The organism is Escherichia sp. E10V5, from assembly GCF_004212315.1.
Classification (GTDB): domain Bacteria; phylum Pseudomonadota; class Gammaproteobacteria; order Enterobacterales; family Enterobacteriaceae; genus Escherichia.
In genome coordinates this window covers 20,315-34,345 of record NZ_RHJM01000022.1, presented here as the reverse complement: position 1 = coordinate 34,345, position 14,031 = coordinate 20,315, and the positions used below count along the sequence as shown (strand labels likewise).

Genomic DNA, 14,031 nt, shown 5'->3' with positions numbered 1-14,031 from the left:
GACACTTTTCAGAGCTTCGTCGCACTGAAGTAGTGTTCTGGTTTAGCAATACGATCCTGGGCTGCTACAACTTGCAGCTCATATTCCTGCATTGCTTTGGTGGTTACCATAATTTCGTATACCGCCGCGGTCACATGCTCCAGCGCCTGCTGCAACGTTGCGCCCTGTAGTAGTTTCACCAGCAGTAACCCGCTCGTCACATCACCGACGCCTACTGGCTGACGCGAGCCAAAATCTACCAGAGGACGGTCGATATGCCATGCTTCATCGGCAGTGACCAGCAGCATTTCAAAACGTTCTGTGCTGTAACCGGCACGCGCCAGATGTTTCACCAGTACGATTTCAGGCCCCTGAGCAATAAGTTCGCGCGCAGCTTTAACCGCATCTTCGACGTTATGTACCGGATGCTCGCAGAGGATTTCCAGCTCAACCAGATTTGGCGCGATGATATCGCTGGCAGGAAGACCGTGACGCACGTGGAACTCCGCCACACCTGGCGCAACGATACAGCCTTTTTCGGGGTGTCCCATTACCGGATCGCAAAAATATTTCGCCTGCGGGTTCGCCGCTTTCACCTGACGGACAATACCGAGGATATGCTCGCCCTGCTCCGCCGACCCCAGATAGCCGCTTAATACGGCATCACAAGTGTGCAACTTATCGATGGCAGCAATGCCTTGCACAATTTCGGTTAAATGGCTGGGCAGCATAACACAGCCGGTCCATTTGCCGTATTGGGTGTGATTAGAAAATTGAACGGTGTTGAGTGGCCAGACATTCGCGCCCAGGCGGCGCATTGGAAACTCTGCCGCGCTGTTACCCGCATGACCATAGACAACGTGAGACTGGATAGCGAGAATATTTTTCATCGTGTTCCCTGTATAAAAATCAGGGGGAGTGATTTCTCACCCCCCCTTTCCACTTAATGCATTATTTCCAGCAAATCAGACAGTAATTCTTTTTGCCGCGACGAAGTAAGGTATAACGACCAAACAGACGATCTTCTTCTTTAAAGAAGTATTCTGGATCGGACTGTTTTTCACCATTAATGGTGATGGCATTAGAGGCGATAGTTTTACGCGCCTGACCACGGGAAGGTTGCAGTTCAGAATCAACCAACGCCTGCATCAGATCAGCGCCTTTTTCCATCTCTACCATCGGTACGCCGTCCTGCGCCAGTTGTTCGAAGTCCGCTTCACTCAGCGCACTCAGAGAACCGCTGAACAGGCACTCGGTAATACGTTTCGCAGCTTGCAAACCTTCTTCACCGTGAACCAGACGCGTCACCTGCTCCGCAAGCACATACTGAGCGCGTGGCGCTTTACCGCTGTTTTTGTCTTCTTCTTCGAGGGCATTGATCTCTTCAATGCTCATAAAGGTAAAGAACTTCAGGAAGCGGTAAACGTCAGCATCAGCAGTATTGATCCAGAACTGGTAGAACTTGTACGGACTGGTTTTCTTCGGATCCAGCCATACTGCGCCACCTTCAGTTTTACCGAACTTAGTGCCGTCTGCTTTGGTGATCAGCGGAACGGTCAGGCCAAACACCTGGTTCTGATGCAGACGACGGGTCAGATCGATACCAGAGGTGATGTTACCCCACTGGTCAGAACCGCCGATTTGCAGCACCACACCGTACTGTTTGTTCAGGCAGGCAAAGTCATAGCCCTGCAACAGGTTGTAGGAAAACTCGGTAAACGAAATCCCCTGATCTTCACGGTTGAGACGCTGTTTAACCGCTTCTTTGTTGATCATCTGGTTAACGGAGAAGTGTTTGCCGATATCGCGCAGGAAGGTCAGCACATTCATATTGCCGAACCAGTCATAGTTGTTCGCTGCGATAGCAGAGTTTTCTCCGCAGTCGAAATCGAGGAACGGGGCAACCTGCTTGCGGATTTTGTCCACCCACTCCTGAACAGTTTCTTCAGTGTTCAGCTTACGCTCGGCAGCTTTGAAGCTCGGGTCGCCAATCAGACCCGTGGCGCCGCCTACCAGCGCAACCGGCTTGTGGCCCGCCTGCTGGAAGCGTTTCAGGCATAACAATGGAACAAGATGCCCCAAATGCAAGCTGTCAGCGGTAGGATCGAAGCCGCAATAGAGCGCGATCGGGCCTTGCGCCAGTCGCTCTGCTAACGCTTCTTCGTCCGTCACCTGGGCCACCAGCCCCCGCTCTTGCAATTGTTTAATCAAGTTACTGCTTGCCATCAAAATCTCCATGTATATAACGACTGCACCTTTGCCGGTACACGACTTTTCGCCAGATGCGAAAGAGACATAGAATAAAGTGCCGGAATCAGGAGTACCAGCGATTAAAGCAAGATTTTTGCATCTTTTCAGGGTGCGAGGCGATCGATTTTCCACGCCTCGTTTTCACGCTGGTACAAAAAGCGGTCATGCAGCCGATGCTCACCGCCCTGCCAGAACTCAATCTGTTCAAGGCTGACGCGAAAACCGCCCCAAAAGCTCGGCAACGGCACTTCGCCCTGCTGAAACTTCTGCTTCAATTCCAGGAATTTGCTTTCAAGGATCCCACGCGCAGAAATACGGCTGGACTGCTTCGATACCCACGCGCCAATCTGGCTATCACGCGGGCGGCTATGAAAATATTTCATCACTTCGAGAGTCGAAAGACGTTCCGCTTTACCGATAACCATCACCTGCCGTTCCAGGGTATGCCATGGGAAAAGCAGGCTAACGCGCGGATTATTTTCGATTTGGTGTGCTTTACGGCTGCCGAGGTTGGTGTAAAACACCATCCCTTTTTCATCGTAATGTTTTAGTAAAACAATGCGCTGATAGGGTTGACCATGTTCATCAACGGTGGCGACGACCATCGCAGTAGGATCGGCCAGTTTGGCTTCACAGGCCTGAGAAAGCCAGCGTTCAAAAAGGGTTAAAGGATCGGCGGGAAGATCGCGGCGGCGTAAACCGCCTTTTGTGTATTCGCGGCGCAGATGCGCGATTTGCTGCAATTCGTCGTTATCAGCCATGGTTTTCTTTACAAATTGTCAGTGGGTGACGCTATTGTGCGCCGCCCCTGGAAAAATCTCAACGCTGCGGATTTTGTAACTGACAGTTATTCAAGACGATGCGGTCACGTTTATAGACCGTCGCCTCATCACCTTTTGACCAGAAAACGTAGATACCGTCGGTATAACGTGCGCCAGACGCTGAAATCCCCTGTTTAAGGTGCAGCAGTTGATTATCATAAACAAAACTAACTTCCTGACGCGGATTATTCAGTTTGACCGTCAACGGTTTTTCATCACACTGGTATTCCAGCGTATCAGTTTGCATGCGCTCAACCAGTTGATTAAACGCGCCACAGCCGGTAAGAAATAGCGGCAGACAAAGTAGTAACTGTTTTTTCATAAACATATCCCGAAGACTTTCCTGGTCCGGAGGGCAAAAACGCCCTCCTCAACTTCCAAGTGTAACGGCAGACGCAGTAAGAAAAATTCAGTTAACTCTGATATCGCGTGTTTGCAGGGAAAATAGCGCCCAATACCGTTTCCTCGCTTGCGCCGGTAACGGAAGGTAGATTGCCGGGCAGCCCAGCCAGCGTTCGCCAGGCAAGCCATGCGAAGGCTAACGCTTCCATGTCATCGCCACTAATGCCAACGGCATCGGTGGAGGTCACTTCAGTACCGGGCAGTAATGCAGCCAGCCTCGCCATGAGCAGCGGATTGCGACTTCCGCCACCACATACCATCAATCGATCGCAGCCACCGCTCAACAAGACTTGTTCAGAAATGGTCACGGCGGTGAGTTCCGCCAGTGTTGCCTGGACATCTCGCGCATCCAGGCCAGGGAAATCGCGTAGATGGCGCTCCAGCCAGGCATAGTTAAAGTATTCGCGCCCGGTGCTTTTGGGTGCTGGCTGGGAAAAATAGGGATCGCTAAGCATTTTTTGCAGCAGCGGCAGAATAACCTTACCCGCCCGCGCCCACTCAGCGTCTTTATCGTAAGGTTTACCGACCTGACGCCAGATCCATGCGTCCATTAGCATGTTGCCCGGTCCGGTATCGTAGCCACCTACCGGCATCCCTGGTATGAGTAGTGACAGATTGGCAATACCACCAATATTAAGCACCATTCGCCGCTCAGTTGGATGGGCCAGCAATGCGTGATGAAAAGCAGGTACCAGCGGTGCGCCCTGGCCACCTAAGGCGATATCGCGACGGCGAAAATCCCCGACGACGGTAATTCCAGTCCGCGCAACAATTTGATTGTTATCACCTATCTGTAGCGTATGTGGCGCGACGCCCGTGGGTTCGTGCCAGACGGTCTGGCCATGACAACCGATAGCTACGATATCTTTCGGCTGTAAATTTTCTGCTTTTAATAGTGCATTAACGGCATCCGCAAACAAGCAGCCAAGTCGGGTATCCAGTTGACCAAACTGGGAGAGCGTAAGCTGTTGCCCCTGGCAAATATCCAGCACCGCCTGTTTGAGTGATGGGGGAATCGGCCAGCTCAAACTCGCCAGCTGCGCCACCCGGTGTTCATCGATCGTCGCCAACACAACATCGACACCATCCAGGCTAGTACCTGACATAACACCAATAAAGCGGCCTGATTTCATAGTTCATCCTTTTTTAACCTGATGTTTGCGTTCCACTCAAACACAAACCTTTCGCGAATTCCATGCATAAGAGCCGATTTTTATCGTTGGTAGTAAAAGATTATATTCACATCAATAACTAATATGAATGTTTTGTTTATACTTGGTTAACCCTACTCTAATTATGATTAGATCATGTTTTAGTGGAACATGTAATCATGGTTATACTAATGCGAATAACTTTGACCATTAGGGATGCTTGTGAGGCGTTTCATGGTAATCAGGAGATTTTTCAATGATTAAACGCGTACTGGTTGTATCAATGGTAGGTCTTTCTCTTGTTGGTTGTGTTAACAACGATACCCTATCTGGCGATGTTTATACTGCCTCTGAAGCGAAGCAAGTGCAGAATGTCAGCTACGGCACAATCGTGAACGTACGGCAGGTACAGATTCAGGGCGGTGATGATTCCAACGTCATCGGCGCAATTGGCGGTGCGGTTCTCGGTGGTTTTCTAGGTAATACCGTTGGTGGCGGTACTGGACGCTCTTTGGCTACCGCAGCAGGTGCCGTCGCGGGTGGTGTAGCCGGTCAGGGCGTACAGAGCGCAATGAACAAAACACAGGGTGTGGAGCTGGAAATTCGTAAAGATGATGGCAACACCATCATGGTGGTACAGAAACAGGGCAATACCCATTTTTCTCCGGGACAACGTGTCGTTCTGGCTAGCAACGGCAGCCAGGTGACGGTTTCCCCGCGCTAAACAAGTTGACGTGTGGTCAGCTACCTGGCCACACGCCCCCTTTATTTCACCCTTTGGCCTGTAACTCAGTAATATTATGCTCAAGTTTTGCAATGAGCCTAATCAGTTGTTCCAGTTCCTCTGCTGAAATCCCATCCAAAATTTCCGCCCGGGTCTTGTTAATAACAGCTTCCATTTCGCTAATCAGCGGCTCCGCCTTTTCCGTCAGTTTAATACGTTTGGCCCGCCGATCGCTGGGACAAGTTTGACGCGAAATTAACCCTTTTTCTTCCAGTTGGTCCAACGTACGAACCAGTGATGGCTGCTCAATGCCGATCGCTTTTGCCAGTTGAATTTGCGACTGGTCTGGAGGTAACTGATGTATATTATGCAACGTCACCCAATGGGTTTGCGTTAACTCCAGGGGTTTCAGGCGATGGTCTATCAGAGCACGCCATATGCGCACCAACCGTGCCAGATCAGAACCTAGTGGCGATTCCAATTTCATCTCCTTATAATTAGCTTGCTAAGATATTATACGGCTTTTAGAATAGTGTGCAGCAATTGTATTGCTAAAACAAATGGATTGCTGCATTTGCTTACCGTCAGACATGCTTTTCAGAAATAGCGAGTAATTTTCTCTCACATAAACAATATTTATTAATCTAAAGCAATAAACTCAGCCTCAAAGGAATCTATTTTGTGAAGTTTATGCATAGTGCAACAGGATTGCCCCTACAAGATCTGGTGTTCGGTGCATCCGTCTACTTTCCTCCGTTTTTCAAAGCCTTCGCGCTTGGATTCGTCGTCTGGCTTGTCCTGCACCGCCTGCTTCGCGACTGGATCTACGCGGGCGACATCTGGCATCCCTTGTTAATGGATTTGTCGCTGTTTGCGATCTGCGTATGCTCCGCCCTGGCAATATTGATTGCGTGGTAACTATGTCAATTAAAACCATTAAGTATTTCTCAACAATAATTGTAGCAGTAGTTGCCGTTCTCGCCGGATGGTGGCTCTGGAACTATTACATGCAATCACCATGGACGCGGGATGGCAAAATACGCGCGGAACAGGTCGCTATCACCCCACAAGTGTCCGGACGTATTGTTGCGATGAATATAAAAGACAACCAGTTGGTTAACGCTGGCGATATTCTGTTCACTATCGATAAAACACCCTTCCAGATTGCCGAACTGAATGCCCAGGCCCAACTGGCGAAAGCGCAATCTGATCTTGCCAGAGCCAATAATGAGGCCAACCGCCGCCGTCATCTCTCGCAAAATTTTATCTCTGCCGAAGAACTGGATACGGCAAACCTCAATGTTAAAGCGATGCAGGCCAGTGTCGATGCCGCACAAGCAACGCTGAAACAAGCACAATGGCAATTGGCACAAACGGAAATTCGCGCCCCGGTCAGCGGATGGGTCACCAACCTCACTACCCGCATCGGCGACTACGCTGACACAGGAAAACCGCTGTTTGCCCTCGTGGACAGTCACTCGTTTTACGTCATTGGTTATTTTGAAGAAACCAAATTGCGGCATATCCGCGACGGTGCGCCAGCACACATTACGCTCTATAGCGACAACAAAACGTTACAGGGTCACGTCTCCAGTATCGGTCGGGCAATTTATGATCAGAGTGTGGAAAACGATTCCAGCCTGATTCCAGACGTTAAACCTAACGTTCCCTGGGTTCGCCTCGCCCAGCGCGTCCCGGTTCGCTTTGCCCTTGATAATGTTCCCAGCGATGTCACGCTGGTATCCGGCACGACCTGTAGTATCGCAGTAGGTCAGTAATGAACGCCTGGTCATGGTCTCTGCGCAATCTGCCCTGGTTTAAGGCCACGCTGGCACAATGGCGCTATGCGTTGCGCAATACCCTTGCCATGTGTCTGGCGCTGACTGTTGCTTATTATTTAAATCTGGACGAGCCCTATTGGGCGATGACGTCAGCCGCGGTAGTGAGCTTTCCGACAGTTGGCGGTGTCATCAGCAAAAGCCTGGGGCGCATCGCTGGCAGTTTGCTGGGGGCTATCGCGGCGCTAATCCTTGCCGGGCATACTCTTAACGAACCGTGGTTCTTCCTGTTGAGCATGTCGGCATGGCTTGGTTTTTGTACCTGGGCCTGCGCGCATTTCACGAATAACGTGGCCTATGCGTTTCAACTGGCGGGTTACACAGCTGCGATTATCGCCTTCCCGATGGTCAATATCACTGAAGCAAGCCAGTTGTGGGACATCGCCCAGGCGCGCGTTTGCGAAGTGATCGTCGGTATTCTCTGCGGTGGGATGATGATGATGATTCTGCCGAGCACTTCCGATGCCACTGCCCTTTTAACCGCATTGAAAAACATGCACGCCCGTTTACTGGAACATGCCAGTTTACTCTGGCAGCCTGAAACAACCGATGCCATTCGTACCGCACATGAAGGGGTGATTGGGCAAATACTGACCATGAATTTGCTGCGTATCCAGGCTTTCTGGAGCCACTATCGCTTCCGCCAGCAAAACGCGCGCCTCAATGCGTTACTCCACCAGCAGTTACGCATGACCAGCGTCATTTCGAGCTTGCGGCGTATGTTGCTCAACTGGCCATCACCCCCTGGTGCTATACGGGAAATTCTTGAACAGTTGCTAACGGCCCTCGCCAGCGGGCAAACGGATTTTTACACCGTCGCACGCATTATTGCCCCGTTACGCCCGACGAACTCAGCTGACTACCGACACGTCGCCTTCTGGCAGCGACTACGTTATTTTTGCCGCCTTTATCTGCAAAGTAGTCAGGAATTACATCGTCTGCAAAGCGGCGTAGATGATCAAACCAGACTCCCTCGCGCGTCCGGGCTGGCACGTCATACCGATAATGCAGAAGCCATGTGGAGCGGGCTGCGGACATTTTGTACGTTGATGTTGATTGGTGCGTGGAGTATTGCCTCGCAATGGGATGCCGGAGCCAATGCCTTAACCCTGGCTGCGATTAGCTGCGTCCTTTATTCCGTCGTTGCAGCGCCGTTTAAGTCATTGACGCTACTGATGCGCACACTGGTATTGCTGTCGTTCTTTAGCTTTGTGGTTAAATTTGGCCTGATGGTCCAAATTAGCGAGCTGTGGCAATTTTTGCTGTTTCTTTTCCCCCTGCTGGCAACGATGCAGCTACTCAAAATACAATTGCCAAAACAAGCTGCATTATGGGGGCAACTGATTGTTTTTATGGGCTCGTTTATCGCCGTCACCAACCCGCCGGTGTATGATTTTGCCGATTTTCTCAATGATAATCTGGCGAAAATCGTTGGCGTGGCGTTGGCGTGGTTAGCGTTTGCCATTCTGCGACCTGGGTCGGATGCCCGCAAAAGCCGTCGCCATATTCGCGCCCTGCGCCGGGATTTTGTCGATCAACTCAGCCGTCGTCCGATACACAGCGAGAACGAATTTGAATCTCTCACTTATCATCACGTCAGTCAGTTGAGCAACAGCCAGGATGCGCTGGCGCGCCGCTGGTTATTACGTTGGGGGGTGGTGCTACTGAACTGTTCGCATGTTGTCTGGCAATTACGCGAGTGGGAGTCACGTTCTGATCCGTTATCACAAGTGCGGGATAACTGTATTTCGCTGTTGCGGGGAGTGATGAGTGAGCGTGGCGTTCAGCAAAAATCGCTGGCAGCCACGCTTGAAGAATTACAGCGGATTTGTGACAGCCTTGCCCGGCATCATCAGCCTGCCGCCCGTGAGCTGGCAGCGATTGTCTGGCGACTATACTGCTCGCTTTCGCAACTTGAGCAAGCACCGCCGCAAGGTACACTGGCCTCTTAACTACTTAATAACACCACAGGCATAGCGTTCACCGCCACCGCCCAGCGGTTTAGGTTGATCGGACATATTATCGCCGCCAACGTGGATCATCAGCGCCTTGTCTTTGATTTCATCGAGTGATTTCAGACGAGGCGCAATAACGGCATCGGTCGCCTTGCCGTCATTATTGACCACCAGCGCAGGCAGATCGCCTAAATGTCCCGCACCTTCCGGCCCTTCATGCTTGTTGGTTTTTTGTGGATCAAGATGCCCGCCTGCGGATTCTGCCGCAGCGGCTTTGCCATCTTTCGTTGCTGGTTGACAGCTTCCGTTGGCATGAATATGAAAGCCATGCTCACCGGGGGGTAATGCTTTCAGATCGGGTGAAAACTCCAGACCTTTATCGGTTTCAGTAATAGTTACGCTACCTATTGACTGCCCAACCCCTTGCGACGTAACGAGGTTCATCTCGACTTTTTCACTGGCGGCTTGTGCGCCGGTCGCAACAACCAGCGCCAGGATAGCCAGACTAAAACGCTTCATAGGACCTCCGTTTATTGTGCATACCCGTTAAGTGTAAACCAGTGACACATATTTGAACGGCGGCTAATCCTAAAAGTGCTTACGGTACGTCGTAACCTAATGCAGCTTTACGGATACGGAACCACTGCTGACGCGTCATTTTCAGGGCTTCTGCCTCTACAGCAGCCCGTACGCGCTCAATTTTACCAGAGCCAATGATCGGCAACGGTTGCGACGGCAGACGTAATATCCAGGCATAAACAACCTGCTCAATCGTGGCGGCGTTTAATTCCTGGGCTATCACAGCAAGTTCATCCCGCAGCGGCTGGAAATAATCATCATTGAACAGACGTCCACCACCAAGGCACGACCACGCCATTGGACGAATACGCAGTTGTTGTAGCTGATCGAGCGTACCATCCAGCAGCAACGGCTGATGCACCGGGGATATTTCCACCTGATTGGTCGCAAGAGTAAACGGCAGGCGTGATTGCAACAGGGCAAATTGCGCAGGCGTGAAGTTGGATACGCCAAAATGGCGCACTTTGCCGCTCTGATGCAGATGTTTAAACGCATCCGCCACTTCATCGGCATCCATCAACGGGTCGGGACGGTGGATTAACAGCAAATCCAGATGATCGGTCGCGAGATTAATCAGCGACTGTTCGGCGCTTTTAATAATATGGTCGCGGTCAGTGATGTAATGACCAATGACATTTTCTTCACGAGCAGTCGTCGCGATGCCACATTTACTGACGATTTCCATCCGTTCACGCAGATGCGGCGCCAGCTTCAGCGCCTCGCCAAACGCCGCTTCGCACTGATAGCCGCCATATATATCAGCATGGTCCACGGTGGTAATGCCGAGATCCAGATGCTCCTCAATAAAGCTAACCAACTGACGGGCAGACATATTCCAGTCCATTAGTCGCCAGTAGCCCATCACAAAACGGGAAAACTCCGGGCCTTGCGGCGCAATAGTAATACGCTGAACCATAATCGCTTCCTCTTATCAGATATGAGAGGAGTATACGCAAGATTATGCTCAAAAGAGTGATGGTTGCTCCGGTTCATCTGATGACGTTGGTTTATTCGCGCGTAATTTGCGCATCAGCCGCTGCCGACAAAGGCGCAGCACCTCTTGTTTTTCGCCATCGCTCATATTATTCCAGTTAAAACGCTCGTCCCGGCTTCGAAAACAGCCGCGACAAAATCCGCGTTCGTCAGACTGGCAAATTCCCCGGCACGGGCTCTGGACGGGAAAGAACTCTAATTGCTCCGCCACGCTAGTCTCCTGTCATTTCACTTCTGTTCATTGAAGACGTTAATGATTCACATCGCAACCTTTGTCCCGAAACGGATCTCAGATAAAAAGCGATTGCATTAGACCGACTGGTCTATTAGATTAACTCGCCATGAGCAAACATACTGAACACAATACCCGCGAACATATTCTGGCAACCGGTGAGGCACTCTGCTTACAGCGCGGTTTTGTTGGGATGGGACTTAGCGAACTGTTAAAAACGGCGGAAGTTCCGAAAGGTTCCTTCTACCACTATTTTCGGTCCAAAGAAGCCTTTGGCGTTGCGATGCTTGAACGCTATTTTGCGAATCATCTTCAGCGTCTGGAACAACATTTTAGTGCTGCTGAGGGCAGTTGCCGCGACCATTTACTGGCTTATTACCAGCAAACTATTAACCAGTTTTCTTTGCAGGGTAAAATCAGTGATTGTTTGACTGTAAAGTTATCGGCTGAAGTGTGTGATTTATCGGAAGATATGCGTATCGCAATGGACAAAGGCACACGCCAGGTTGTCACACTGCTGGCGGACACACTGGAGAGCGGTCGCCGTCAGGGCTGTATGTCGTTTGAAGGTGACGCACAAACACTGGCGGAAGTTTTGCATTCTCTTTGGTTGGGTGCAAGGCTCCAGGCCAAGATTTCCCGAAGTTCATCACCGCTGGAAAGCGCGATGGCTCACGCAAAAATTATGATCACAACGCCCGGACAATAGGGCGTTATTTTTTACTCAAATGCTAGACGACCGGTCTACTCAGGAGTCACCATGTCGTATGACAAGCTGTATACCCCGCTTAAAGTGGGCGCAATCACGGTAGCAAACCGTATCTTTATGGCCCCACTGACGCGTTTGCGCAATATAGAACCGGGTGACATCCCTACTCCGTTGATGGCGGAATACTATCGCCAGCGCGCCAGTGCGGGTTTGATCATCAGTGAAGCAACGCAAATTTCCGCCCAGGCAAAAGGCTATGCGGGTGCGCCGGGGCTCTACAGTGCCGAACAAATTGCCGCATGGCAAAAAATCACCTCGGGTGTTCATGCACAAGGCGGTCATATGGCCGTGCAATTCTGGCATACCGGGCGTGTATCACACAGCAGTTTGCAGCCTGGTGGTCAGGCTCCGGTAGCTCCATCAGCCATTAGTGCAGGGACCCGGACATCACTGCGTGATGAAAATGGTCGAGCGATTCGTGTCGAAACCTCCATGCCTCGTGCGCTGACACTGGAAGAAATCCCTGGCATCGTTAACGATTTTCGTCAGGCCATCGCCAATGCCCGCGAAGCAGGTTTTGATCTGGTCGAACTGCATGGCGCACATGGTTATCTGCTACATCAGTTCCTCTCCCCCTCCTCTAACCATCGTACCGATCAGTATGGCGGCAGCGTGGAAAATCGCGCGCGATTGGTGCTGGAAGTGGTCGATGCCGGGATCAAAGAATGGGGAGCCGATCGCATTGGTATCCGTCTCTCACCGATCGGTACTTTTGCCAATCTCGACAATGGTCCAGATGAAGAAGCCGATGCGCTGTATCTGATTGAACAACTGGGTAAACGTGGTATTGCTTATCTGCATTTGTCCGAACCGGACTGGGCTGGCGGTGAACCGTATACCGATGCCTTCCGCGAAAAAGTGCGTTCCCGTTTCCACGGTCCGATTGTCGGTGCCGGGGCTTATTCAGCAGAAAAAGCAGAGATGCTCATCGAAAAAGGGTTAATTGACGCTGTGGCATTTGGTCGTAACTGGATTGCGAACCCGGATCTGGTCGCCCGCTTGCAGCGCAAAGCCGAGCTTAACCCACAACGTGCTGAAAGTTTCTATGGTGGCGGTGCGGAAGGCTATACCGATTACCCGACGCTGTAATCCAACATTGCGAGCGGCGTAAAGCCGCCGCTATACTAAAACAACATTTTGAATCTGTTAGCCATTTTGAGGATATAAAGATGCGTCTTCTTCATACCATGCTGCGCGTTGGCGATCTGCAACGCTCCATCGATTTTTATACCAAAGTGCTGGGCATGAAACTGCTGCGCACCAGCGAAAACCCGGAATACAAATACTCACTGGCGTTTGTTGGCTACGGCCCGGAAACCGAAGAAGCGGTAATTGAACTGACCTACAACTGGGGCGTGGATAAATACGAACTCGGCACTGCTTATGGTCATATCGCGCTTAGCGTTGATAACGCCGCTGAAGCGTGCGAAAAAATCCGTCAAAACGGGGGTAACGTGACCCGTGAAGCGGGTCCGGTAAAAGGCGGTACTACGGTTATCGCGTTTGTGGAAGATCCGGACGGTTACAAAATTGAATTAATCGAAGAGAAAGACGCCGGTCGCGGTCTGGGCAACTAATCTCCTGCCGGGCGCGAACTCATCGCGCCCGCATCTTTACTGCATCGACAAGTAATATTTGTCATAATGCGCGCTGCAATTTATCCGTATTAAGAGAATCAGATGTCCGATAACGCTCAACTTACCGGTCTGTGCGACCGTTTTCGTGGTTTTTATCCTGTTGTGATCGATGTTGAAACAGCCGGATTTAACGCCAAAACCGATGCGCTGCTTGAGATTGCCGCCATCACCCTGAAAATGGATGAACAAGGCTGGCTGATGCCGGACACCACATTACATTTCCACGTCGAACCATTTGTCGGCGCAAATTTGCAGCCAGAGGCCCTCGCCTTCAACGGCATTGACCCGAACGATCCCGATCGCGGCGCGGTCAGCGAATACGAGGCGCTGCACGAAATTTTTAAAGTTGTACGTAAAGGCATTAAAGCGAGCGGCTGTAACCGGGCCATTATGGTGGCGCACAACGCCAATTTTGATCACAGCTTTATGATGGCCGCCGCAGAACGCGCCTCACTGAAACGTAACCCATTCCACCCTTTCGCCACTTTTGACACCGCGGCACTGGCCGGGCTGGCACTCGGACAAACCGTATTATCAAAAGCCTGCCAGACCGCGGGTATGGACTTCGACAGCACCCAGGCGCACTCCGCGCTGTACGACACCGAACGCACTGCTGTGCTGTTTTGTGAAATCGTCAATCGCTGGAAACGTCTGGGAGGCTGGCCGCTGCCTGCCGCCGAAGAGGTGTAATCGAGTCGATG

At 51.2% G+C, this 14,031-nt stretch carries 17 protein-coding genes; 8 read left to right on the top strand and 9 right to left on the bottom strand.

Annotated features, from left to right (window positions below):
- Window positions 1–8: 8 nt before the first annotated feature.
- The 5 genes from pdxY to anmK all read right to left on the bottom strand — a co-directional run bounded on the left by pdxY (window position 9) and on the right by anmK (window position 4,585).
- The gene (pdxY, locus tag D9738_RS15855) at window positions 9–869 is read right to left on the bottom strand and encodes a pyridoxal kinase PdxY (protein ID WP_130260589.1); all 861 of its coding nucleotides are present in this window, start codon (window positions 867–869) and stop codon (window positions 9–11) included.
- A 61-nt stretch (window positions 870–930) separates the two neighbouring features.
- Window positions 931–2,205, bottom strand: a complete 1,275-nt coding sequence (gene tyrS, locus D9738_RS15850) for a tyrosine--tRNA ligase (RefSeq protein WP_053264059.1) — start codon at window positions 2,203–2,205, stop codon at window positions 931–933.
- 128 nt (window positions 2,206–2,333) lie between these two features.
- Window positions 2,334–2,990, bottom strand: a complete 657-nt coding sequence (pdxH, locus tag D9738_RS15845; protein WP_064530026.1) for a pyridoxamine 5'-phosphate oxidase — start codon at window positions 2,988–2,990, stop codon at window positions 2,334–2,336.
- Between the two features lie 58 nt (window positions 2,991–3,048).
- On the bottom strand, window positions 3,049–3,378 hold the full coding sequence (gene mliC / locus D9738_RS15840; RefSeq protein ID WP_130260588.1) for a C-type lysozyme inhibitor: 330 nt from the start codon (window positions 3,376–3,378) through the stop codon (window positions 3,049–3,051).
- Between the two features lie 85 nt (window positions 3,379–3,463).
- Entirely contained in the window at window positions 3,464–4,585 is a 1,122-nt protein-coding gene (anmK, locus tag D9738_RS15835; RefSeq protein WP_130260587.1) for an anhydro-N-acetylmuramic acid kinase, read from the bottom strand.
- A 274-nt stretch (window positions 4,586–4,859) separates the two neighbouring features.
- Here anmK and slyB point away from each other — a divergent pair, with 274 nt between their 5' ends.
- Entirely contained in the window at window positions 4,860–5,327 is a 468-nt protein-coding gene (slyB, locus tag D9738_RS15830) for an outer membrane lipoprotein SlyB (RefSeq protein WP_064530029.1), read from the top strand.
- A gap of 46 nt (window positions 5,328–5,373) precedes the next feature.
- Here slyB and slyA read toward each other — a convergent pair whose 3' ends face one another.
- Window positions 5,374–5,808, bottom strand: a complete 435-nt coding sequence (slyA, locus tag D9738_RS15825; protein WP_064530079.1) for a transcriptional regulator SlyA — start codon at window positions 5,806–5,808, stop codon at window positions 5,374–5,376.
- Between the two features lie 200 nt (window positions 5,809–6,008).
- Between slyA and D9738_RS15820 the strand changes: the two genes are divergently transcribed.
- From D9738_RS15820 to D9738_RS15810, 3 genes are read left to right on the top strand one after another with little or no spacing between them, the layout of a single operon-like run.
- Window positions 6,009–6,245, top strand: a complete 237-nt coding sequence (locus D9738_RS15820; protein WP_130208178.1) for a DUF1656 domain-containing protein — start codon at window positions 6,009–6,011, stop codon at window positions 6,243–6,245.
- A 2-nt stretch (window positions 6,246–6,247) separates the two neighbouring features.
- Window positions 6,248–7,105 (top strand): HlyD family secretion protein, encoded by an 858-nt coding sequence (locus D9738_RS15815; RefSeq protein WP_130260586.1) that lies wholly within the window; start codon window positions 6,248–6,250, stop codon window positions 7,103–7,105.
- Complete coding sequence (locus tag D9738_RS15810) at window positions 7,105–9,117, top strand: FUSC family protein (RefSeq protein ID WP_130260585.1); 2,013 nt, start codon at window positions 7,105–7,107, stop codon at window positions 9,115–9,117. Before D9738_RS15815 ends, D9738_RS15810 begins: the two co-directional genes overlap by 1 nt.
- On the opposite strand, the gene sodC is transcribed toward D9738_RS15810, so the two are convergent.
- The 3 genes from sodC to D9738_RS15795 form a co-directional block, all read right to left on the bottom strand.
- The gene (gene sodC, locus D9738_RS15805; protein ID WP_130260584.1) at window positions 9,118–9,639 is read right to left on the bottom strand and encodes a superoxide dismutase [Cu-Zn] SodC; all 522 of its coding nucleotides are present in this window, start codon (window positions 9,637–9,639) and stop codon (window positions 9,118–9,120) included.
- 79 nt (window positions 9,640–9,718) lie between these two features.
- A complete protein-coding gene (locus D9738_RS15800) occupies window positions 9,719–10,615 on the bottom strand; it encodes an aldo/keto reductase family oxidoreductase (RefSeq protein ID WP_130208186.1) in 897 nt (298 codons plus the stop codon).
- A 48-nt stretch (window positions 10,616–10,663) separates the two neighbouring features.
- Complete coding sequence (locus D9738_RS15795; RefSeq protein ID WP_024258169.1) at window positions 10,664–10,903, bottom strand: DUF1289 domain-containing protein; 240 nt, start codon at window positions 10,901–10,903, stop codon at window positions 10,664–10,666.
- Window positions 10,904–11,033: 130 nt separating this feature from the next.
- Between D9738_RS15795 and D9738_RS15790 the strand changes: the two genes are divergently transcribed.
- The 4 genes from D9738_RS15790 to rnt all read left to right on the top strand — a co-directional run bounded on the left by D9738_RS15790 (window position 11,034) and on the right by rnt (window position 14,020).
- A complete protein-coding gene (locus D9738_RS15790) occupies window positions 11,034–11,633 on the top strand; it encodes a TetR/AcrR family transcriptional regulator (protein ID WP_130208188.1) in 600 nt (199 codons plus the stop codon).
- A 51-nt stretch (window positions 11,634–11,684) separates the two neighbouring features.
- Complete coding sequence (locus D9738_RS15785) at window positions 11,685–12,782, top strand: alkene reductase (protein WP_130260583.1); 1,098 nt, start codon at window positions 11,685–11,687, stop codon at window positions 12,780–12,782.
- A gap of 80 nt (window positions 12,783–12,862) precedes the next feature.
- On the top strand, window positions 12,863–13,270 hold the full coding sequence (gloA, locus tag D9738_RS15780) for a lactoylglutathione lyase (protein WP_001237796.1): 408 nt from the start codon (window positions 12,863–12,865) through the stop codon (window positions 13,268–13,270).
- Between the two features lie 102 nt (window positions 13,271–13,372).
- A complete protein-coding gene (gene rnt, locus D9738_RS15775) occupies window positions 13,373–14,020 on the top strand; it encodes a ribonuclease T (RefSeq protein ID WP_001282281.1) in 648 nt (215 codons plus the stop codon).
- Window positions 14,021–14,031 lie beyond the last annotated feature (11 nt).